The sequence below is a fragment of the Staphylococcus sp. Z5-21 genome, from assembly GCF_056529615.1.
This window is the reverse complement of record NZ_CP096462.1, coordinates 2,515,027-2,533,228: the sequence shown is the minus strand read 5'-3', so window position 1 is coordinate 2,533,228 and position 18,202 is coordinate 2,515,027. Positions and strand designations below refer to the sequence as shown.

25 protein-coding genes and 4 pseudogenes are annotated in these 18,202 nt (G+C 29.1%); 18 read left to right on the top strand and 11 right to left on the bottom strand.

Annotation, left to right across the window (positions count from 1 at the left end; genetic code table 11):
* Positions 1 to 511 precede the first annotated feature (511 nt).
* From M1D64_RS12760 to M1D64_RS12720, 9 genes are all read left to right on the top strand, one after another.
* Positions 512 to 853 carry a pathogenicity island protein gene (locus M1D64_RS12760; protein WP_129531124.1) on the top strand — a complete coding sequence of 114 codons (342 nt, stop codon included), beginning with the start codon at positions 512 to 514 and terminating at the stop codon, positions 851 to 853.
* Positions 854 to 856: 3 nt separating this feature from the next.
* Positions 857 to 1,441: a hypothetical protein gene (locus M1D64_RS12755; RefSeq protein WP_129531123.1), complete on the top strand. Its 585-nt coding sequence runs from the start codon at positions 857 to 859 to the stop codon at positions 1,439 to 1,441.
* The gene (locus M1D64_RS12750; protein ID WP_480977513.1) at positions 1,438 to 1,668 is read left to right on the top strand and encodes a hypothetical protein; all 231 of its coding nucleotides are present in this window, start codon (positions 1,438 to 1,440) and stop codon (positions 1,666 to 1,668) included. The genes M1D64_RS12755 and M1D64_RS12750 overlap by 4 nt, the downstream gene beginning before the upstream one ends.
* A complete protein-coding gene (locus M1D64_RS12745) occupies positions 1,665 to 2,012 on the top strand; it encodes an HK97-gp10 family putative phage morphogenesis protein (RefSeq protein ID WP_480977512.1) in 348 nt (115 codons plus the stop codon). Before M1D64_RS12750 ends, M1D64_RS12745 begins: the two co-directional genes overlap by 4 nt.
* An 11-nt stretch (positions 2,013 to 2,023) precedes the next feature.
* Positions 2,024 to 2,620, top strand: a complete 597-nt coding sequence (locus tag M1D64_RS12740; protein ID WP_480977511.1) for a pathogenicity island protein — start codon at positions 2,024 to 2,026, stop codon at positions 2,618 to 2,620.
* A 1-nt stretch (position 2,621) separates the two neighbouring features.
* Positions 2,622 to 2,822 carry a hypothetical protein gene (locus tag M1D64_RS12735; protein ID WP_480977510.1) on the top strand — a complete coding sequence of 67 codons (201 nt, stop codon included), beginning with the start codon at positions 2,622 to 2,624 and terminating at the stop codon, positions 2,820 to 2,822.
* 52 nt (positions 2,823 to 2,874) lie between these two features.
* Entirely contained in the window at positions 2,875 to 3,441 is a 567-nt protein-coding gene (locus tag M1D64_RS12730; protein WP_480977509.1) for a terminase small subunit, read from the top strand.
* 128 nt (positions 3,442 to 3,569) lie between these two features.
* Positions 3,570 to 4,184, top strand: a complete 615-nt coding sequence (locus M1D64_RS12725; RefSeq protein WP_326024612.1) for a hypothetical protein — start codon at positions 3,570 to 3,572, stop codon at positions 4,182 to 4,184.
* 20 nt (positions 4,185 to 4,204) lie between these two features.
* Positions 4,205 to 5,017, top strand: coding sequence for a hypothetical protein (locus tag M1D64_RS12720; RefSeq protein ID WP_326024613.1), 813 nt, complete (start codon positions 4,205 to 4,207; stop codon positions 5,015 to 5,017).
* A gap of 318 nt (positions 5,018 to 5,335) precedes the next feature.
* Here the strand turns inward: M1D64_RS12720 and M1D64_RS12715 are convergent, their stop codons facing one another.
* The 4 genes from M1D64_RS12715 to M1D64_RS12700 all read right to left on the bottom strand — a co-directional run bounded on the left by M1D64_RS12715 (position 5,336) and on the right by M1D64_RS12700 (position 6,340).
* Complete coding sequence (locus M1D64_RS12715; RefSeq protein ID WP_174544248.1) at positions 5,336 to 5,476, bottom strand: hypothetical protein; 141 nt, start codon at positions 5,474 to 5,476, stop codon at positions 5,336 to 5,338.
* A gap of 14 nt (positions 5,477 to 5,490) precedes the next feature.
* Positions 5,491 to 5,712, bottom strand: a complete 222-nt coding sequence (locus M1D64_RS12710) for a hypothetical protein (protein WP_011303964.1) — start codon at positions 5,710 to 5,712, stop codon at positions 5,491 to 5,493.
* A gap of 24 nt (positions 5,713 to 5,736) precedes the next feature.
* Positions 5,737 to 5,943 (bottom strand): hypothetical protein, encoded by a 207-nt coding sequence (locus M1D64_RS12705; protein WP_037539156.1) that lies wholly within the window; start codon positions 5,941 to 5,943, stop codon positions 5,737 to 5,739.
* 181 nt (positions 5,944 to 6,124) lie between these two features.
* The gene (locus tag M1D64_RS12700; RefSeq protein ID WP_037539155.1) at positions 6,125 to 6,340 is read right to left on the bottom strand and encodes a hypothetical protein; all 216 of its coding nucleotides are present in this window, start codon (positions 6,338 to 6,340) and stop codon (positions 6,125 to 6,127) included.
* A 422-nt stretch (positions 6,341 to 6,762) separates the two neighbouring features.
* Here M1D64_RS12700 and M1D64_RS12695 point away from each other — a divergent pair, with 422 nt between their 5' ends.
* A complete protein-coding gene (locus M1D64_RS12695) occupies positions 6,763 to 7,035 on the top strand; it encodes a hypothetical protein (RefSeq protein ID WP_037539154.1) in 273 nt (90 codons plus the stop codon).
* Between the two features lie 62 nt (positions 7,036 to 7,097).
* Positions 7,098 to 7,250, top strand: coding sequence for a hypothetical protein (locus M1D64_RS12690; protein ID WP_002484305.1), 153 nt, complete (start codon positions 7,098 to 7,100; stop codon positions 7,248 to 7,250).
* A gap of 340 nt (positions 7,251 to 7,590) precedes the next feature.
* Here M1D64_RS12690 and M1D64_RS12685 read toward each other — a convergent pair.
* Positions 7,591 to 7,698, bottom strand: a pseudogene (locus M1D64_RS12685) (replication initiator protein A); the annotation flags it as partial.
* A 457-nt stretch (positions 7,699 to 8,155) separates the two neighbouring features.
* On the opposite strand from M1D64_RS12685, the gene M1D64_RS12680 reads away from it, so the two are divergent.
* Positions 8,156 to 8,911: a DUF536 domain-containing protein gene (locus M1D64_RS12680; protein WP_174544283.1), complete on the top strand. Its 756-nt coding sequence runs from the start codon at positions 8,156 to 8,158 to the stop codon at positions 8,909 to 8,911.
* A 103-nt stretch (positions 8,912 to 9,014) separates the two neighbouring features.
* Here the strand turns inward: M1D64_RS12680 and M1D64_RS12675 are convergent, their stop codons facing one another.
* Together M1D64_RS12675 and M1D64_RS12670 are read right to left on the bottom strand one after the other, a co-directional pair.
* Entirely contained in the window at positions 9,015 to 9,947 is a 933-nt protein-coding gene (locus M1D64_RS12675) for an NADP-dependent oxidoreductase (RefSeq protein WP_041080751.1), read from the bottom strand.
* A 16-nt stretch (positions 9,948 to 9,963) separates the two neighbouring features.
* Complete coding sequence (locus M1D64_RS12670) at positions 9,964 to 10,362, bottom strand: LLM class oxidoreductase (protein WP_075340105.1); 399 nt, start codon at positions 10,360 to 10,362, stop codon at positions 9,964 to 9,966.
* A 419-nt stretch (positions 10,363 to 10,781) separates the two neighbouring features.
* Between M1D64_RS12670 and M1D64_RS12665 the strand changes: the two genes are divergently transcribed.
* Both M1D64_RS12665 and M1D64_RS12660 read left to right on the top strand, forming a co-directional pair.
* Complete coding sequence (locus M1D64_RS12665; protein ID WP_041080753.1) at positions 10,782 to 11,420, top strand: HD domain-containing protein; 639 nt, start codon at positions 10,782 to 10,784, stop codon at positions 11,418 to 11,420.
* A gap of 591 nt (positions 11,421 to 12,011) precedes the next feature.
* Positions 12,012 to 12,919: pseudogene (locus M1D64_RS12660) on the top strand (SDR family oxidoreductase).
* Between the two features lie 105 nt (positions 12,920 to 13,024).
* Here the strand turns inward: M1D64_RS12660 and M1D64_RS12655 are convergent.
* The gene (locus M1D64_RS12655) at positions 13,025 to 13,543 is read right to left on the bottom strand and encodes a type 1 glutamine amidotransferase domain-containing protein (protein ID WP_002483572.1); all 519 of its coding nucleotides are present in this window, start codon (positions 13,541 to 13,543) and stop codon (positions 13,025 to 13,027) included.
* A gap of 981 nt (positions 13,544 to 14,524) precedes the next feature.
* On the opposite strand from M1D64_RS12655, the pseudogene M1D64_RS12650 reads away from it, so the two are divergent.
* The 4 genes and pseudogenes from M1D64_RS12650 to M1D64_RS12635 all read left to right on the top strand — a co-directional run bounded on the left by M1D64_RS12650 (position 14,525) and on the right by M1D64_RS12635 (position 16,892).
* Positions 14,525 to 14,902: pseudogene (locus M1D64_RS12650) on the top strand (recombinase family protein).
* An 85-nt stretch (positions 14,903 to 14,987) separates the two neighbouring features.
* On the top strand, positions 14,988 to 15,875 hold the full coding sequence (cidR, locus tag M1D64_RS12645) for a cidABC operon transcriptional activator CidR (RefSeq protein WP_041080908.1): 888 nt from the start codon (positions 14,988 to 14,990) through the stop codon (positions 15,873 to 15,875).
* A gap of 110 nt (positions 15,876 to 15,985) precedes the next feature.
* Positions 15,986 to 16,510, top strand: coding sequence for an acyl-CoA thioesterase (locus M1D64_RS12640; RefSeq protein ID WP_002483565.1), 525 nt, complete (start codon positions 15,986 to 15,988; stop codon positions 16,508 to 16,510).
* Positions 16,511 to 16,517: 7 nt separating this feature from the next.
* Entirely contained in the window at positions 16,518 to 16,892 is a 375-nt protein-coding gene (locus M1D64_RS12635) for a hypothetical protein (RefSeq protein WP_002483566.1), read from the top strand.
* Between the two features lie 111 nt (positions 16,893 to 17,003).
* Here the strand turns inward: M1D64_RS12635 and M1D64_RS12630 are convergent.
* The 3 genes and pseudogenes from M1D64_RS12630 to hxlB form a co-directional block, all read right to left on the bottom strand.
* Positions 17,004 to 17,165: pseudogene (locus tag M1D64_RS12630) on the bottom strand (butanediol dehydrogenase); the annotation flags it as partial.
* Between the two features lie 32 nt (positions 17,166 to 17,197).
* Positions 17,198 to 17,275, bottom strand: a complete 78-nt coding sequence (locus M1D64_RS12625; protein WP_369078123.1) for a DUF536 domain-containing protein — start codon at positions 17,273 to 17,275, stop codon at positions 17,198 to 17,200.
* Positions 17,276 to 17,651: 376 nt separating this feature from the next.
* A complete protein-coding gene (gene hxlB / locus M1D64_RS12620) occupies positions 17,652 to 18,200 on the bottom strand; it encodes a 6-phospho-3-hexuloisomerase (RefSeq protein WP_041080925.1) in 549 nt (182 codons plus the stop codon).
* Between the last annotated feature and the right edge of the window lie 2 nt (positions 18,201 to 18,202).

Genomic DNA, 18,202 nt, shown 5'->3' with positions numbered 1-18,202 from the left:
AGTCCTTTTATGACGTCGTGTTTCACGACCCCCTTTATATTAATTGCTTATTTTGTTGAGATTTGTTGAAGATTTTGAATAAGTAGGGGGAGTGTTAACAAATGTTGACATTTTGAGCGCTATAGATGGGGTAACGAATCGTTACGGTAGCTTTTAGTCAATTTGAGAAGTTAACACTAGATGAATTGATTACCGTTTAAAAATACTAAGAAATACTAAGGTTCTATGTGAATAAGGGGGCACGTTCCATTCCTTCATGATGAGAAAGGATGAAGTGTTGAATTACATAGGGTGGACATATGTGGAAGTATTACAATAAAAACGAACATTAGTTCTTTATTGGTTATCTATGACATTATATGGGATTGTATAATAAAGACCGCTAAATTAACGTTTATAAGAATGTTAAGCTCTTGTTAAATATCATCGTAAAACGAACATTTGTTTGTTTAAAACGTGTAAAAATGGTATAATTACTGTATAAAGTAAATTGAATCGAGGTGAAAAAATAATGACATTAGTGAAAGAAAAAAAGAAGCAAACCTTACCCGATGACCACTTGCAGGTACTCAACGTGATAAGAAATGCTCCAAGTAAATATATTACTAAAGAGAAGATATTAAATCAATTAGGTTATCAAATTAATAGTACGAACGAACGTTGGATTAGATCAGTGATAAGTAACTTGATTGAACGACATGAATACCCTATAGGATGTAGTTATAAAAAGGGGCAACGTGGCTATTATATGATTAGTAATAAAGAAGAACAGCAACAAGCTATGTACAGTATACAAAGACTTATAGATGGCAGTGTAAGACGTTATGAAGCTATTAAGAAACTAGAAGTATAGTAGGTGACTATTATTATTGATAATCAACCAGTGTTGGAATATGGCACATATGAGCCACCAGTGATATATGAAATTAAAGAAGAAGTTAGTGATTATGAATTGCTAACAAGATTTAATCCTTATTTTATTTCTGAAAAGATAAGCGCAGTCGAAAATGACATTGAAATGATGTACGAGCGTACATATCCTCATTTAGCGAGCGATGAATTTCTGCAACAGATATATTATGAGAGTTTCCCATTGGAGACATTAGCAATAGAGATAATAGAACAAAAAGAAAAGCTAGAAGCATATACACGCAAGAGTCGACGAGAATTGAAGATGTTCTATAAAGTGATAAATAAGTATTCGATTAATGAACAGAACGATATTAAGCGTTTTATGAAGTCTCATGGAGCCTATAATCCAGATATTGTAGATATCTTAAAGCAACAATTATATAAAGCTTCACAGAATCAACGTGATCAACGCAAAGATGAATATAAACGTCAACGAGAGTTGAAGAAGCAAGCGTTTGTGAAACAAAATAAACAACAAGACAGATCTTTTAAGAAGAATGAGGGTTTAGAAGGAGGGGTGGCAAGGTGATTGGAGAAAGTCATATAGGAGCTGGATTATCTAACGAATCTAGTTTTGAATCATTAGCAGAATATGAAAATGCAATAAATAAAATATGTAATAACGTTCAAATGGAAAGAAAAAAGCAGAATGGTGAAACGATAAATTTACCAGAAAAAGATATTTATAGAGATGCGATTGTTAATGAAGATTTACGAGCTCGACAAATAAATATTGGAGAAGAGAGGGATTTATGACTGATTCACTTGATGATTTAATCGCTGCATTCGACAAGATGGAAAATAATATTGATGATGAAGTAGATCAAGTATTAAAGGGAAACGCTAACGAATTTGCTAATGAAACAGTAGCAAGTGCCAAAAGTGTTATGAATAAGGGCTACTGGACAGGTAACTTAGCAAGAATGGTAAAGGCAGCTAAAACAGGTAATTTACAATATGAAATTACTTCTAAGGCTGGATATTCAAGTTTTATAGAATATGGTACACGCTTTATGGAGCCAGAAACGTTCATGTTCCCCGTTTATCAGAATTTCACTAAAAAGGTACGAGAAGATTTACAAAAATTAATGGATAGCTAAGGAGTGACGAAATGAAAACACAACATTTATTCGATGAATATAATGATTATATTGATAATCAAAAACGAAGTATTTTAGATTTAACTCAACAGAAAAAAGATTTGGAAGCTAAGAATAAAGATAACCAGTCTAAATATAAAGAACTCATCGCTAGTGGTGAAGATGAAAAGGCTGATGAATTGTTTACTGTTATTGCTGAAGATGATAATAAACTTAAAGCAATCAATAAACGTCTTGATACGAAAAAAGAAGTCTCACAGGAAGCAAGAGATAAGAAAACGATAGAATTACTGAAACATCAAAAGGAATTACCATATTTATATGCTAATGAAAAAGGTGAATTGCTAGAGGAATTGAAAGTCATCATGAATCAATACAATTCAGTTATTGAAAAAATAGAAGCTGTAAACGATGATTTCGCCGATGAACATGCACGTTTTGTAGATGTATATCAGAGTGAAGATATATTTAAGAAATCTCAAAATGATAAATCAATTAGAGGAGAGTTAATAAATAACTTTCGGGAAACCTTATACAGTGATTTCATAAGTACTGGTGAATTACCGTTTATATACAACAAAAAATTGAAACTAAAAGGAGCTAAATAATATGGAAGATACGCAATATAAATTAAATAATACAGAGCATGTTTTAAATAAAATGAAGGAACCACTTAATCTTGATGCTGAAATAATTGATGTTTTCAAACAAGCAGTAGTAGCAGACATTAAATCGAACTTGCCTAAAAATGAAAAGAGTTCAGGCGACAAAATACTTGAACTTGCTAAGAAAAACAGAAAGATTAAATAATATTAAAATAGGGCTGGGCTTATGCCTAGCCTTTTTAAATAGAGGTGATTAAATGAGTGAATTAAACCCTAGACAAGAGAAGTTTGTATCTGAATACCTAAAGACATTAAATGTAACGCAATCGGCTATAAAGGCTGGTTACAGTCCACAGAGCGCACATGTACAGGGCAGTAGACTGTTAAAGAATGAAAAGGTGTCTAAATATATACAAAAGCAAAAAGAAGAGTATATGGATGAAAGTGTATTAACTGCTAAAGAGCTGTTACATATACTTACTAATGCTGCTACTGGTGATGAAACAGAAACTAAAGAAGTAGTAGTTAAACAAGGTGAATTTGTCGAGAATCCAGATACAGGACGTAAGATGTTAGTGTATAGTGAACATGTAGAGATGGTAGAAGTACCAATAAAAGCAAGTGATCGTTTGAAAGCTAGAGATTTATTAGGTAAGTATCACAAGATATTTACGGATAAAGTGGATATAAATGCACCGGTGCCCTTATTCATTGATGTAACAGGAAGTAGTCAAGAAGAACAGCAAGAAGCGTTTAAGGAAATTGATGAAAAATATCCAAATAGTTTGATGATTATTGATGATATCGGGAGCTTTGACGAATAATTATAAGGACATCCATCAGCATAAGTGTTGGTGGGTGTTTTTTTATTAAATAGAGGTCGATGACATGAAAAAATAACTACCTTTATTGAGAGAAGTAATTTATTATTATGTAAAGGAGAGTCGAACTAATGAGTGCTTTTATAGGAATACTAATTTATTTAATAGGGTTAATATCACCTGTCTTATATAAAAAAATAGAAAGTAAATATTCTGAAAATAAAGATAAAAATATCGAAGATTATCGGGAAAAAATAGAGATGAAACAAAAATACTATAGTAATTTCTTCCCAATATACCAACGAACATACGCGTTAATGTATGAAGTGTTGTTCTGTATAGAAAGATTTAAAAAGTGTGAATATACTTTTAAGTTTAGTAACGAAAATGCTAAAAAAATATTGAATTTGGATGAAGAATCATATAGTAAATACATGTATGGTGAAGATAGTGATTATGTCTATAAAATAAATTGGCAACTTACCTTACAACAGTTATCTGATTATATTATAGATTTAAGAGAAGTGAATATGAAAAATGAAATATTATATTCAGAAATTGAACATAACTTGATTAAACACTTTCTAATACTTTCAAACGAAACAATGTTTTCATTAAGAGAAATGGGATTAAATCCAGAAGAAAAGTCACTTGATGAGAAAGAAATTCAAGAAATATATGACAAATTAGATTCGCTTATGAATGATGTAAAGATCATGTTTAAAGAAAGGTTTTTAATTGAATAATAGAAAGGAATTATTCTGAAATGAAACAAAAATCAAAGGAAGATAATAAGAGTATGCATTCTTTTTTTAATAAAAAGACTTTAATTAGCCTATTTACTGTTTTGATATTATTGCCAGCACTATTAGGGGTTTGTGTAACTATTTTGCCGTTAGTCGGCAAAGCAAATGGTGATACTAATGGATGGTTAGGATTCTGGGGAAGTTATCTAGGAGGAGTGATTGGTACAATAGGAGTTTTATATGTAGCTCACCTTCAAAATATACAACAAGTAAAGATATTAGAACAACAAATAGATTCACAAAACCAAGTGTTGAATAGTCAAATACAAATGCAAAAAAATGAGAATGATAGATTTATTAAATTAGAAAAAATAGACCAAACTATTAAACATACAAATCTTTATTTAGAAAAATTAGTGAACTATTATGAAAACTTCGGAAAGTTATATGTTAATGCTGGAGAAAAATTATCCGAAATGCAATTTTACAAAAATGATAAATATCTAGTAGAAACAGATTTTGAAAATCCTGATAGTATAGCCGGTCAAATGGAATTAAGCTATGATAGACTAGTATTTAAATATAACGAGTTAAAGACTTTATTCATTGGTGTTGATATGAATGAAGAAAAATTAGTGAGAAAATTAGATAAGGATTACTTACGTCCTTTAGAATGTTTGGATATAAACTGCTACAAAATAGAATACTGCAAAAGTTTAAATTATAGAAGTATACCTCGAATATTAGATGATTACATGAATGATTTAAGTTTGCATTATACTGAAGTTGTGGAATATATAAAGAAATTAAATACTGAGTATAAAACTATATAGAAAGGGCAAAAAAAGGGCATAATTTTGATTATAAGGGCAAGGAGAATATGTTCGCAAAAAGTTCGCAAAGTAGAGAAATATTGTGCATGTTCATAGACTTTTAAAATGGAAATGTGCACTATAAAACGTTGATTTAACAGCGTTTTGAATACTAATGATTATTCATAAAATAGCAGCATATTAAAGAAGAACAATAATAGATATTGTATCTGAAAACCCCGTAGGCATATACCTACGGGGTTATTTTTGTGGTTTGAGAATTGGGAAAGGTATGAAAAATATGATGGCAAGAATTTAAATGAAAACAATTTTTAACTATTAATCTTCTTCTTTCTCTAACCCAATAATAACCATTATGACTACTGAAATTAGCATGAATGTTACAAAAATAGGAGTTACTAAAAATCCACCAATCATGATTAGATAAAACTCATCAATTTTGTAACTACCAACCTTCAAGTGATTTCTCCAATCTAATTATTTTGTCTTTTGTAGTTTATATATGCATTAATTGTAAGTGTTAACATAGAAGTGAAAATGATTAAACTAAATATAGAGAGTGATATAGCGATTGTACTATCTTTAATGAATATATTATAAATCGATAGAACAATGAAGAATAAATGTAATAAAACGGTAATTGGGAATGTAGTTGTCATCAATTTAGAATTCGGCATAGTACTTTTATGTTTCATGATATCTCTCCAATCTAAGTTATATTATTTTTTCTTATAGTCATCTATAGTAACGCCATCATTTTCAATTTTCTTTCTGTTTGCTCTGATTAATAAAGCGGCATTAATTGTAATTGAAATGGCTAGTATAATTGAAACTGGTAAGCTTAAAACATTAAAATGATTTACTATTATTAGAATGATCATTAATAAAATATTAAGCGTGTGATGGGCAATCATTGCTTTATTCATTTTAAACCCTTCTTAAATTTTACCCCTTTGTCTTATCTTTACTTTTAGACAATTTACTCAATAGCTTTGCTGTTTTTCGTTCGAAAATGCTAACTATGCTCACAATGATATCTATTATTTTAATAAGTAATCCGATGAGTATATCCACATTAAAACTCCTTTTTATGTATGTCATTTTAATTTAACTAAAATAACTTATATAAATTGCAGAAATCACCATAAGAATAGCGGATACTGCATGAACTAACAAAAGAACATAGAATGATTTCTTAGTCATTGGTTCGAAATTGTTACGTTTAACTCTTCTGTTATTTTCCCATCGGAATATAAACGCCCAAAAACAAGCGTAGATAGGTACAAACATGATACCTAGGACAATAGCGACTGGTAAACTCATAGCAAAGCTCCTTTTTTGTAAGCGTAGCATAAAAACTATTTATTGTGAACGAGATGAAAAGTAATACTTTTTATCTATATAGCAATATCTCAAAGAATATAATTATGTTTTTAAAATCTATTATGTAAATATGATTATATTGTGGATAATATGGTATTTATATAGTAAGGGAGCGTGCTATATGGATATCATTGGAAAAATAATAACCTTTATTATGAGCGTCATATCTAATTTAATCGGTAGCAGATCATTGATTGAGGATATTAAAAAGCTTTTGTAGAAAATTTCAAAAAAGACAAATAGTATAAATATGACCCATTAACTCTAAGTGTTGATGGGTGTTTTTATACACAATACATGTTCAATAGAATTTATGTTAACATATAATTAAGTTGTTAACTATGTTTTTAAGGGGAGATAGTATGACTAAAGATAATGAACAGGAACGATATAAAACATTAGCATCTATTGCCAATACAGCAGGGATAGTAGCTTTAGTCTTAACATTAGGTTCATTAGTACTAGCTATCATATTTGATTGGCAGTTCTTAGATTATATCGTTAAATTTTCTGGCGTACTCATTGTACTGAGTTTGATAATAGATTCGGTACTATATATCTTAGAAAAAAATATTAAGAAAATCATATATAACATTCTTTTTATCATAGTACTGGTATACATCTTTTTTGGATAATTTTTTAATTCAATAATAGATGGGTTAATTTGAATAATAAATTCAAGCAAGGGGGATTTCATATGAGAATTATTAGGAAAATATTTGCGACGATTACATCATTTATTGTAGATGTCATTGGTGGTAGTTTTTTAAGTTATCTAGCAGACATTACATTTTTAAATAAAATTTTTTATAAAAAAGATGAAGATAAAGATGTGAAAAAAGGCAATTGATTTTATGATTATAATTTGGCTTTCGATAATAAGCACGTGCTTTTGTATAGTAATTGCTTTTTCAAATTTAATTTAAACAATAAAAATGTAAACAAGTAAATCCGAATAACTAAAATTTGCTATATGAGGTGGTACTATGCCTAAGAGCCAACAAATATTATTAGGCATATTATTAATATTTATTGTGTTCGATTTTTTCATACCTATTATCGGCGAAGGATTTAATATTGAAATATTAAAGTTTAGTTCGATATATGTGAAAATATTCGATATGATCACTTTGATTTTAAGCACTATATTTGTCTATAGACAGGTTAAGCGTAAGGGTTTTTAGATATAATTCTGCTGACATTTTCTTAAAATATGTATCTTCAAATAAATATTTAGGCAGTTGATAAAATCTTTCAGTTTTTACTTGTGATAAATTGTATTTCTCAAAATTGGGCATAATAAAAACCTCATTTCCACTTTTTTGGATTGAGGTAATAAAACAATTTTTACGTAAGTTATATGTTTTGTGCTTGCACTTAGATGATTAGATATATATAATACAAGTATCAAAAAAATATATAAACAAACGAATGCGAATCGTTTTATTACCGAGAGCCGATGCTACGCCAATAGCATCGGCTTTGTTAATATTCATAAAGTAATATTAACACTTTTAGGATCGTATATAAAGCGTTTTTAGTGTAGTTAAAATCACATTACAACTTCAAAATAGTAAAATTTACTAATTTAGTGCCTAATTAGGTACTAAAAACCTTAGGTAGGTAGATAATTAGGTATTTAGGTAGTAAAATAGGTGGTAAATTTAGAGGTTAAAAGGTGAAAAAATTTGTTAGGTGGTAAAATTTAAGTGCTAAATTAGGTACCTAAGGGTGGATGCTATAAAAACTATTAAAATGGTTGCAGATGAATTGAATGTAACTAAACAAACTATTGTTAATAATGCTAAAAGCTTAAATATATCTTTTGAAAAAGAAAATGGAATTAATTATATTAATGATAATGATTGTTTGAAAATTATAGAAAAAATCACTAAGAAAGAAAGTACAACGCCAAATAAAGAATCAATAAAAAAAGAAAGATTTGATGAAAATACTGCAGAGGTTGAAAAGCATATATATAATAATTCAAATAGTTTTGAGACATTAAAAACAAAAGCGAATGAATTAGAAAAGCAAATAGAAATCTTTGAAATTAGAGCTAAAAATGATGAAAAATATATTGAGAATTTAACTAAACAACTAGATCAACAAAATAGCAATGTTAATACATTAAATAAACTGTTGGAAAATCAACAAATATTAGCTTTAGAAAGTAATAAAAAGATTCAAAAACTAGAAAACCAATTAGAAGAAGAAAGACATCTTAATTATTCTTTTGATACAGCGACTAATGATAGACAAAGCGTTAATCCGCAAGAAGCAACTTTTACTGAAGAATCTCAAAATATCAACCAACAACAAAAGAAAACCCAACCAATAGAAGCAGAAGTAAATCATGAGGATATAACTGAAGAGAAAAAGGATGACAGTCCAAACGAAGACTTATTAGCGAAAGATGATAAACCATCTGAAGAAATAGGGAATGGGCCTGAGGATAGGGAAGTAGAACCACCTAAAAAGGGGTTTTGGAGTCGTTTGTTTGGTAGCTAATATAATTAATTAGGCACTAAAAGTTATAAACTTTTAGTGCCTTTTATATAGTGAGAACTTCTGAGAATCATCGGTTATGTTAATTTAAATAATAAATCATATATTATGATTTATTATTTATTACAATTTTCCCTCTAGAATGACCATTTTCACTTAATTTATGAGCCTCTCGAACAAAAGATAGTGGGAAAATAGCTTCAAAGTAAGCTTTGACAACACCATATCCATATAAATTAACAACTTCTATTAAATCTTGACGATTTAATTCTGTCCATGTGAAATATGCTGTAATTCCTTTACTTTCTGCTTTCTTTTTATTAACTTGCCCGCGTATAGATATTAGTCGGCCTCCAGGTTTCAATACATCATAACTACGTTCAAGTGTGTCTCCTGCTTGTGTATCAAGGACGATGTCATAATCATGTACATAATCTTCAAAACGTTCTGTATTGTAGTCAATGGCAACATCTGCCCCAATTGATTTTAAAAATTCATGGTTGTGTGTACTTGCAGTAGTTGCTACATAGGCACCTTTAGCTTTAGCTAATTGAATGCCAAATATACCTACTGCACCTGCGCCACCATGTATTAATACTTTATCGCCGTGTTGCATTTCACCGTATTTTATTAACGCTTGATAGACAGTCAAACCATTAATTGGAATTGTCGCACCTTCTTCAAAAGATAATGATTCAGGTTTTTTAACAACTGTGTTTTGATTAATGGCCACAAATTCTGCATAACCACCGTTTTTATCAAGTTGTTGTGTTGCAATAACTGGTGTACCTACTGTTAAATCTGTTACTTTTGAGCCGACTTTACGTATAACGCCTGATATATCCCATCCTAAAATGAGCGGTATAGGGTAATCAATTTTCCCTTCTTGTTCACCTCGTCTAACATGCCAATCGTATGGGCTAACACCTGTATTTTCAACTTCAATTAATACTTCTTCATCTGTTATCTCAGGTAGTGGTAAATTAAATTCTTGTAATACATTAGCTTCTCCATATGATTCTATTGCAAATGCTCTCATCAATATAACCTCCTAATTAGTTCACTTTGTGTGTTGGAAAATATGGAACAATGTCTTCGACAGGTATTCTAGCAAAATAAGCAACAAAAGCTAAATGATTTACTTCAATTTCTTTATACTGGTACAACAATTCTCTTAAACGATTTTTCCCTAATCTAAATTCAAGTGGTATGGGTTCAGGTAATTGATTAGGGTCTTCGTTTAAATCAACGTAAAGCATTTGGGTAAAGGGTTTAAATTGTTCATTATTATTTTTTGTAATTAAATTTCTATAATCATTAATTAGCTGTGCTTGGTCTTGAGGCGGTTTTGGATATTGAACCCAACCATCACCATGTTGGGCTATCCAAGAAATTGAACTTTGCGCAAAACCCGTAGGAAATACGGGAATTCTTTTATCTGTTTGTGGCATCATTTGTACTTTATTACCGTCAACAAACGAAATTTCATTATTTATTGACGGTGTATCTTGTGCTAATAGTTGTTCTAAAATTTCATAAGACTGTTCAAAACCAGGACTCTTTAGAGTCTTTATAGACTCCCTAAAGGAGTCTGTTATGTATTTTATTTAAATTCACACCTGTTTATAAAATGCTTAACATGTAATATTTATATAATTTATTCGTCTTAAATTAACCTTTGAAATCATTTTTATGTAGTAACTTATGTTTATACATTAACGGTACTAGAATAAAAAAGTGTTTATCTAATGTTTAAATAAATGTATTTACTTCTTTATTTATTTGTTTTCTTTATCTAATATAAAGAAAGTTTTACTTATTTTTTAAAGGGAATATTAACACTAATTCTATATTTAACAAAGGGGAGTTTTTTATGATTAATAGCATAGATGAAATAAAAGTTCCAGATAGTAAAATTGTTCAAGATGCCCAAAAAATCGTACAAGAATACGGAAATGAATTAATATGGAATCACTCAAACAGAGTTTATTTATTTGGCGAAGTCAAAGGCATGCAAGATAAATTACAATACGATAAAGAATTACTTTATATCACTTCTTTATTCCATGATTTAGGTTTAACCCAAACATACAGTAGCGATGATTTAAGGTTCGAAGTAGATGGCGCTAATGCAGTTAGACAATTTTTAAAAAATTATAATTATAACGAACGCGATTTACAACTTGCCTGGGATTCTATTGCGTTACATACAACACTAGGTGTAGCTGAACACAAAGAAAATAATGTAGCCTTATTATTTCATGGTGTAGGAACAGACGTAATGGGCGATAATTGGGATCAATATTCTGATGAAATCAGAAAAGCAATCGTTACTAAATTCCCAAGAGGCAATTTTAAACATGATGTAATTAAATCTTTTTATGACGGTTTTAAGCATAAACCCGAAACGACTTTTGGAAATATAAAATCAGATGTAATTAAATATTTCGAACCAGAATACCCACAAAATAACTTTTGCTCATGTATTTTACGTTCCAAATGGGATAGTTAAAAATAACTAATTGCTTTATTGACGTTGAGCCTTGGAACACTTAACTAAAATTGTAAATCCGGTAGACCCAATTATTATTGCATTATAGGTCTAAAATTCATCGTTATAATTTAGTTAAATCCCGCAAGGGGGCGTTTACACGTTTGTTCCAAACGGTGCAAAAACCATAATCGACCTTCGTCGATTTTTTTATTTTAAAGTTAAAGAAATTGCTCGTGATATTCCGAGCAGTTATAAAAATTAATTTGCCTTGAATATTGCTATTACATTTTTAAAAAGTGTTGTAGATTTACAACCATAATTTTTGGATTTACATTGACGATACTGCATCGAAATAAAAATCCAATCTACTTTTTCTAGGTTGATTTTTATTTTTATACCTAAAGGCATACTTACACACCTAAAAAACGTCGTGCTAAAAACAAATTTACATGTGGTAATCCAATATCCTTATTATACATTTTAACAGTTGGTTTAAAGCAAACTTTAAAAATATATAATTTCCAACCTATTTAATTACATTTGTTTCTTAAAACGCATATATGAGCCAGAATAGAAAATAGTTCCAGGAAAGATAAAAATTGCTTGAAAATGCTAAGTTTTGACATTATACTTTTTAATCACTTAATAAAACTATTACTTAAAAATACTATTTTAATAACAGGTGCTACAGGTGGTATGGGTAATTATGCTCTTGAATTTTTGAAAAAATTAGTTCCCCAAGATGAAGTTTTCGCTTTAGTAAGAAATAAAGAAAAAGCAAGTCAATTGGAAGAAAAAGGATTTAATATAAGGTTTGGAAATTATGATGATTTTGAAGCGTTATCAAAAGCTTTTAAAGATATAGATCGTCTTTTATTTATCTCAGGGAATAAAGTTGGGCAACGTCAAAAGCAACATAAAAATGTTGTAGAAGCAGCTAAAGCAAATAGTGTTTCTTATATTGCTTATACAAGCTTTGGAAATGCTAATATTTCTAGTAGTCCGTTAGCAGAGGATCATAAATATACCGAAAAATTAATTTTAGATTCTGGTATAAATTATACATTTTTGCGTAATAACTGGTATTTAGAAAATGAATACGGGTTAATTACAGCTGCTTTAAAAAGCGGAAAATTTGTTCATTCAGGTGGAGACGGCAAAGTCGGTTGGGCATTGAAAGAAGAATATGCTCAAATAGCTGCTTATGCAGTATCAGGGGAATATGAATTTCCTAATATTATTGAAATTGGTGGAAATTTGATCACATATCGTCAATAGCAGAAGAGTTAGAAAAAATTTCAGGTAAAAGTCTTGAGATTATTGATACAGATGTTAACACGGCTTCAAAATTCTTACAGGAAAGCGCAGAATATCCTAAAGATTTAGCTGATTTTCTTGCTTCAGCACAAGAAATTATAAAAAGTGGAAGTTTAGATATTGAATCTGATGATTTAAAAAAATATATAGGAAACTCGTTACTACCGATTCAACAATCACTAAATAGATTATTAAAATAGTATAATCGCTTTAGGCTTCGATTTTGAACTGTTCTTATTAGAGTGCTAGCGATAAAGATGAAACTGTTAGTCTCTTAGATAATAAATACTGATTGATATTACAAATTATGCTTTTAATTTTTTAATAATTTCTCTATTGAAATCATCTAAGTCATCTGGGACACGACTCGTTACAATATTGTTATCTATTACAACTGATTCATCAACAACGTGTGCACCAGCATTAGATAAATCTTTACGTACATTGATAACTCCAGTTATTGTGCGGCCATTTAAATCATCAGTATCAACTAGTAAAAGTGGACCATGACAAATCGCAAATGTAGGCACATCATTTTGAGTAAAATACTTAGTAAATGTACCATAGCGACCTTCTTCATCACCACGTAAATGATCGGGTGAGAATCCGCCAGGAATTAATAATGCATCATAATTTTCTGGTTTCGCATCTGCAATGCTAACATCTACAGTTACTTTCTCCCCATGTTTGCCAACAAGTTCATGTTTTGCTGTATCTCCAATAACTTCAGTCTCAAATCCAGCATTTTCTAATGCTTCTTTTGGACTAGTCAATTCTATATCTTCAAATTCATCTGCTAAAATGATTGCTACTTTTTTAGTCATAATACAACATACCTTTCAATTATATTTTAAAACCTAAGTATTATATATAATCAACAGTAAGTAATTTTGTGACTTTATACTATGATAAATGAACGTTATGCTCATAATCTCTTTACTTAAGTACCCCTTTCTTAATTAGTAATTTACTATGAAATAGTCTTTAAAACTTATTCCAGGTTATCAAATACTATTAAATGTATTAACGAATATAGATTGTATTGTTGAGATAGAGTAGAATTAAATTATTACTTATTTCAAAACGAGAATTGGTTGAGAAATATTTACAAGCAATTGGTTGAATTGGAATATTTATTATGACAATTTTATATATCATTTCAGTAATTATACAAATCAGACAAATTAAAATTTCTTTTATTCCATTCTTAGCCTTCGATTAAGTTATTATCGAACAAGGAAGAAAAGGTTTAAAATTAAAAAATCTAACTGAAACTTATTCTGACTATGTAACTACTGCTTTTTAACTACAAAATTTAGGCGGTGGAACTGTTAAAAATATAGATATAAAAGCTTATTTAAATGGAAACGAAGTTATATAAGAAAAACACACTAATGTTTTACCTAATGAGAATTATTATTTAATGCCAATTAATAAAAAACGTTTGAAGAATTTAAAGACACAATCAAAGTAATAGTTATACAACCAATATACATATTAATATAAACTATTATAATCAAATCTCTAAGAAACAAAATAAATAACCGGTATCGAGTGAATATTGGGGAAGTTCATTAATTTAGATGATAAAGATTTATATGAACTGACGTTTGAAACTATTAATAATTAAATATGGAGAATTTTTAATAACTTGGTTTTTAGGACGCTAAGAGACGTTTTTATTTGCATCGAGAATTAGATTTCATTAATAGTTTTACCCGAAAAAGTTTAAAAGAGGCGGTATTCAAATGGCAAAAATTGGTTATTCACGTGTGTCAATAAAAAATCAAAGTCTTGATGCATAAATTGATACACTTGAGAAATATGGTTGTGAATGTATTTTTAGCAAGAAAGCAAGTAATCGTAAAATGAAAAGATTGGAACTTGATAAGTTTTTTTATTTACGAGGAGGCAATATTATAGTTCTCTATAAATTAGATTGTTTAGGACGTACAACGGAAGAATTAATTGAGTTATCTTAATGATTCGCTAAAAACAGCATTTATTTACATATTATATATATGAATGTATTAACGAAAGATGCGATGGGCAAGATATTATTTACTACGATGAGCGCATTTGTTGAATTCGAAGCTAATTTACTAAGTGAAAGTATTAAAAAAGGATTAGAAGCTTCATTACCTGAGCACAAGAAAAGAGAAATCAAAATTCTATATGATTAACAAAGATTACAGGCGAAGAGATTTGCCGAACAGACAGGTGTTAGTCGTTCATCGTTATATAGAATAATAAAAAGGAGGAAATTTATTGGAACTTAAACATATGCAGTATTTTGTAGAAGTTGTAAAACAAAAAAGTATGACCAAAGCAGCAGCTAGTCTTTTTATTACACAACCTACAATTAGTAATACAATTAAATTATTAGAAGAAGAATTAGAAGTAATCTTATTTAATAGATATAAAAATCAAATATACTTAACTGACGCAGGAGAAGCTTTCTTTTCTCAATGTAAAGAAATGCTTAAAATGTATGATAATATCCCTAATGAATTAAGTAATTTATTAGAATTAAAAACTGGACGTTTAAAAATTGGAATACCTACTATTATTAATATAAGAATATTAATTAAATTAATTTCGCAATTTCATGAAATGTATCCTAATATAACTTTTCAACTTTTTGAAAATGGTAGTAAAAAAATTGAAAACGATATATATTATGGTGATTTAGACATGGGAATTACCGTGCTGCCTACAAATAATAAAAACTTTAATACATTCTCTTTTTTAGAAGAAAAATTAAAATTGGTTGTTCATAAAAATCATAAATTATCTAAGAGAAAAACGATTAATATTGACGATTTAAAAGAACAAGAATTTATTTTATTTAATTCTGACTTCTATTTAAACGATAAAATCAAAAATACGTGTAGAAATTATGGCTTTAATCCTAATATGATTTTTGAAACCACCCAATGGAGTTTCATAGAAGAAATGTTATTAAATAATCTGGGAGTATGTATATTACCCGAAGGAATACTAGAATTATTAGATAATAATTTAAAAGCCATCGATATTAATGAACCTTCTATGAAATGGGAACTTGCCATTGTTTGGAGAAAAGATATTATAGTTGATTCTTTAACAAAAAATTGGATTAAATTTCTTCAAGAAAACTTCTTAATTAACTATTAAATATAAAGGCATTTGAGAAATTTATGGCTGTATAAAAAAAAGATATTTTATACTTATATACTCTCGCTCTATAATTAGAAGGTAAAAAATTATAGAAACGGGAGTTTTTTATGGAAAATTATAAATTTCCTAGTGATAGTAAAATTGTCAGTACGGATCAAGTATTAATTAATGATTTAAACAATTATAATACCCTATTTGGAGGGGTGTTGATGAAAAAAATTGATAATAACGCAACGCTATCAGCTAGAAGACATGCAAGAGTTAAAGAATGTGTTACAGCTTCTACCGATTCAGTAGAATTTTTATATCCAATCACGCAATCTGATTCAGTTTGTATAGAATCTTATGTAGTTTATACAGGAGAAAAATCTATGGAAGTATTTTGTAAAGTCATTTCAGAAGATATGATTACTGCAGAAAGAAAAATTGCTGCTTTAGCTTTTCTTACTTTTGTAGCTTTAGATGAAAAGAAAAAACCAATTAAAATACCCAAAATCTCTCCTCAGTCCAAAGAAGAAAAATTATTATTTATGGACGGCGAAGAAAGAGCTAAAATGAGAAAAATTAAAAGATCGCGAAGTAAAAATATAATTGAGTCTCTTGATATCAATAAGCCATGGGAATTGGAGTAGTGATAAAATGTTTACTGAAATGGAAGAATTAAACCAAGCTAAGTTAGATTTGAAAAAACTAAGAAACGAGTTTCCTAGTATGTATGAAAAGTTAGAATATATAGCTAGTTTGACACGACAATTAAGTATCCACTATAAATATTTAGGATTACTCATGTTTTCAGATAACCCTAAAACTATTCAAAATGAGAGACCAACTTTAATAAGAGAATCTGTTTTAAAATTATATGAACAAGAAGTTGAAAAAGTTAAAAATGATAGAGATTTTATATTTTTTAAAGATATGATGTTAAAATTCCAAAATGTGAAGTATTCACAAATATTTCTTATTATTTTAGGTGCCGAACCTAGTTTTGTATTTAACAATACAATCATTAAATAATTGTATTGTTAAATATCCTTAGATTAACGAATTGTAAAAACTCACAAATACTTGACTAAATGAAACTATGTTTTAGTTAATAAAAGAGCCCCCTATATTAGGGAGGCTCTTTTATAACTTAACGAGAATTTTTGCTTGTGATTTATCATTTAGGAGTTGTTCAAATCCTGACTCCACAATATCATCTAGCTCTATCTCATCAGTGATAACATCTTTAACTTTTAAATTACCTTCATTAATTAAATCTATTGTTTGTTGAAATGTAGTAGGTGTATCAAAGGAATAATTAAGCAGCCTCTTTTCCTCTAATTGATTTTTGAATATTTTTTATTACTCTCTAACGTCAAAACTTGCTGATTCTTAAGCAATCTTTGATCTTTAATGCAACTATTTTCTATTCTGGCTCATATATGCGTTTTAAGAAACAAATGTAATTAAATAGGTTGGAAATTATATATTTTTAAAGTTTGCTTTAAACCAACTGTTAAAATGTATAATAAGGATGTTGGATTACCACATGTAAATTTGTTTTTAGCACGACGTTTTTTAGGTGTGTAAGTGTGCCTTTCGATGCAGTATCGTCAATGTAAATCTAAAAATTATGGCTATAAATCTGCATCACTTTTTAAAAATGTAGTAGTGATATTCAATACTAATTAATTTTTATAACTACTATGAAATATCTCAGGGCGTTTCTTTAAATTAAAAATACCCCACAAATAAATGTGGGGTATTAAAGTGAATTATCTTTTGTAGGTTTTATTCCAGATTAGCATGATTTTGCTGCATTGTTTCTTCATCAACGTTTATCTCAGTCATTAAATCTAAAACAATACTATCTAAAAACACCTGTGATGCTTGTTCAAATAAGCTACCTAGAGGTTGTGCTGAACCTTCAACATCATATTTCGTTCCTGCCGGTAATTCAATCACTGCATTTGCAAGTTCACCAATCTTTGACGTTGGATTTGTTGACAATAATACAACTTCTGAACCTACAGCTTTAGCTTTATCTGCTAATAATCTTAAATGCTCTGTCGAACCTGAGCCAGAAAGGATAACAAACAAATCTTTTTCGGTAATGGAAGGTGTAGTTGACTCACCAACTACATGTGCACCTTTCCCAAGCTGATTCAATCTCATCGCAAAACTATTTGCTACAAAACCCGAACGTCCTTTTCCAGATACAAAAACGTGCTCTGCTTTAATAATTTGCTTTAAAAACGTTTCGGCTTCACTGTCTTTCACATGTGATAATGTGTTGTCTATTTCATCTAGTATTAAACGATAATTTGTGATTTCTGTCATCA

Coding starts and splice junctions, on each gene's coding strand:
- M1D64_RS12680 (WP_174544283.1), top strand. CDS start 8,156: ATGGTTGCAGATGAATTGAATGTAACTAAACAAACTATTGTTAATAAT.
- M1D64_RS12760 (WP_129531124.1), top strand. CDS start 512: ATGACATTAGTGAAAGAAAAAAAGAAGCAAACCTTACCCGATGACCAC.
- M1D64_RS12675 (WP_041080751.1), bottom strand. CDS start 9,947: ATGAGAGCATTTGCAATAGAATCATATGGAGAAGCTAATGTATTACAA.
- hxlB (WP_041080925.1), bottom strand. CDS start 18,200: ATGACAGAAATCACAAATTATCGTTTAATACTAGATGAAATAGACAAC.
- M1D64_RS12635 (WP_002483566.1), top strand. CDS start 16,518: ATGTTTACTGAAATGGAAGAATTAAACCAAGCTAAGTTAGATTTGAAA.
- M1D64_RS12730 (WP_480977509.1), top strand. CDS start 2,875: ATGAGTGAATTAAACCCTAGACAAGAGAAGTTTGTATCTGAATACCTA.
- M1D64_RS12745 (WP_480977512.1), top strand. CDS start 1,665: ATGACTGATTCACTTGATGATTTAATCGCTGCATTCGACAAGATGGAA.
- M1D64_RS12710 (WP_011303964.1), bottom strand. CDS start 5,712: ATGAAACATAAAAGTACTATGCCGAATTCTAAATTGATGACAACTACA.
- M1D64_RS12735 (WP_480977510.1), top strand. CDS start 2,622: ATGGAAGATACGCAATATAAATTAAATAATACAGAGCATGTTTTAAAT.
- M1D64_RS12720 (WP_326024613.1), top strand. CDS start 4,205: ATGAAACAAAAATCAAAGGAAGATAATAAGAGTATGCATTCTTTTTTT.
- M1D64_RS12705 (WP_037539156.1), bottom strand. CDS start 5,943: ATGAATAAAGCAATGATTGCCCATCACACGCTTAATATTTTATTAATG.
- M1D64_RS12655 (WP_002483572.1), bottom strand. CDS start 13,543: ATGACTAAAAAAGTAGCAATCATTTTAGCAGATGAATTTGAAGATATA.
- M1D64_RS12670 (WP_075340105.1), bottom strand. CDS start 10,362: ATGATGCCACAAACAGATAAAAGAATTCCCGTATTTCCTACGGGTTTT.
- M1D64_RS12690 (WP_002484305.1), top strand. CDS start 7,098: ATGAGAATTATTAGGAAAATATTTGCGACGATTACATCATTTATTGTA.
- M1D64_RS12695 (WP_037539154.1), top strand. CDS start 6,763: ATGACTAAAGATAATGAACAGGAACGATATAAAACATTAGCATCTATT.
- M1D64_RS12740 (WP_480977511.1), top strand. CDS start 2,024: ATGAAAACACAACATTTATTCGATGAATATAATGATTATATTGATAAT.
- M1D64_RS12640 (WP_002483565.1), top strand. CDS start 15,986: ATGGAAAATTATAAATTTCCTAGTGATAGTAAAATTGTCAGTACGGAT.
- M1D64_RS12700 (WP_037539155.1), bottom strand. CDS start 6,340: ATGAGTTTACCAGTCGCTATTGTCCTAGGTATCATGTTTGTACCTATC.
- M1D64_RS12725 (WP_326024612.1), top strand. CDS start 3,570: ATGAGTGCTTTTATAGGAATACTAATTTATTTAATAGGGTTAATATCA.
- M1D64_RS12665 (WP_041080753.1), top strand. CDS start 10,782: ATGATTAATAGCATAGATGAAATAAAAGTTCCAGATAGTAAAATTGTT.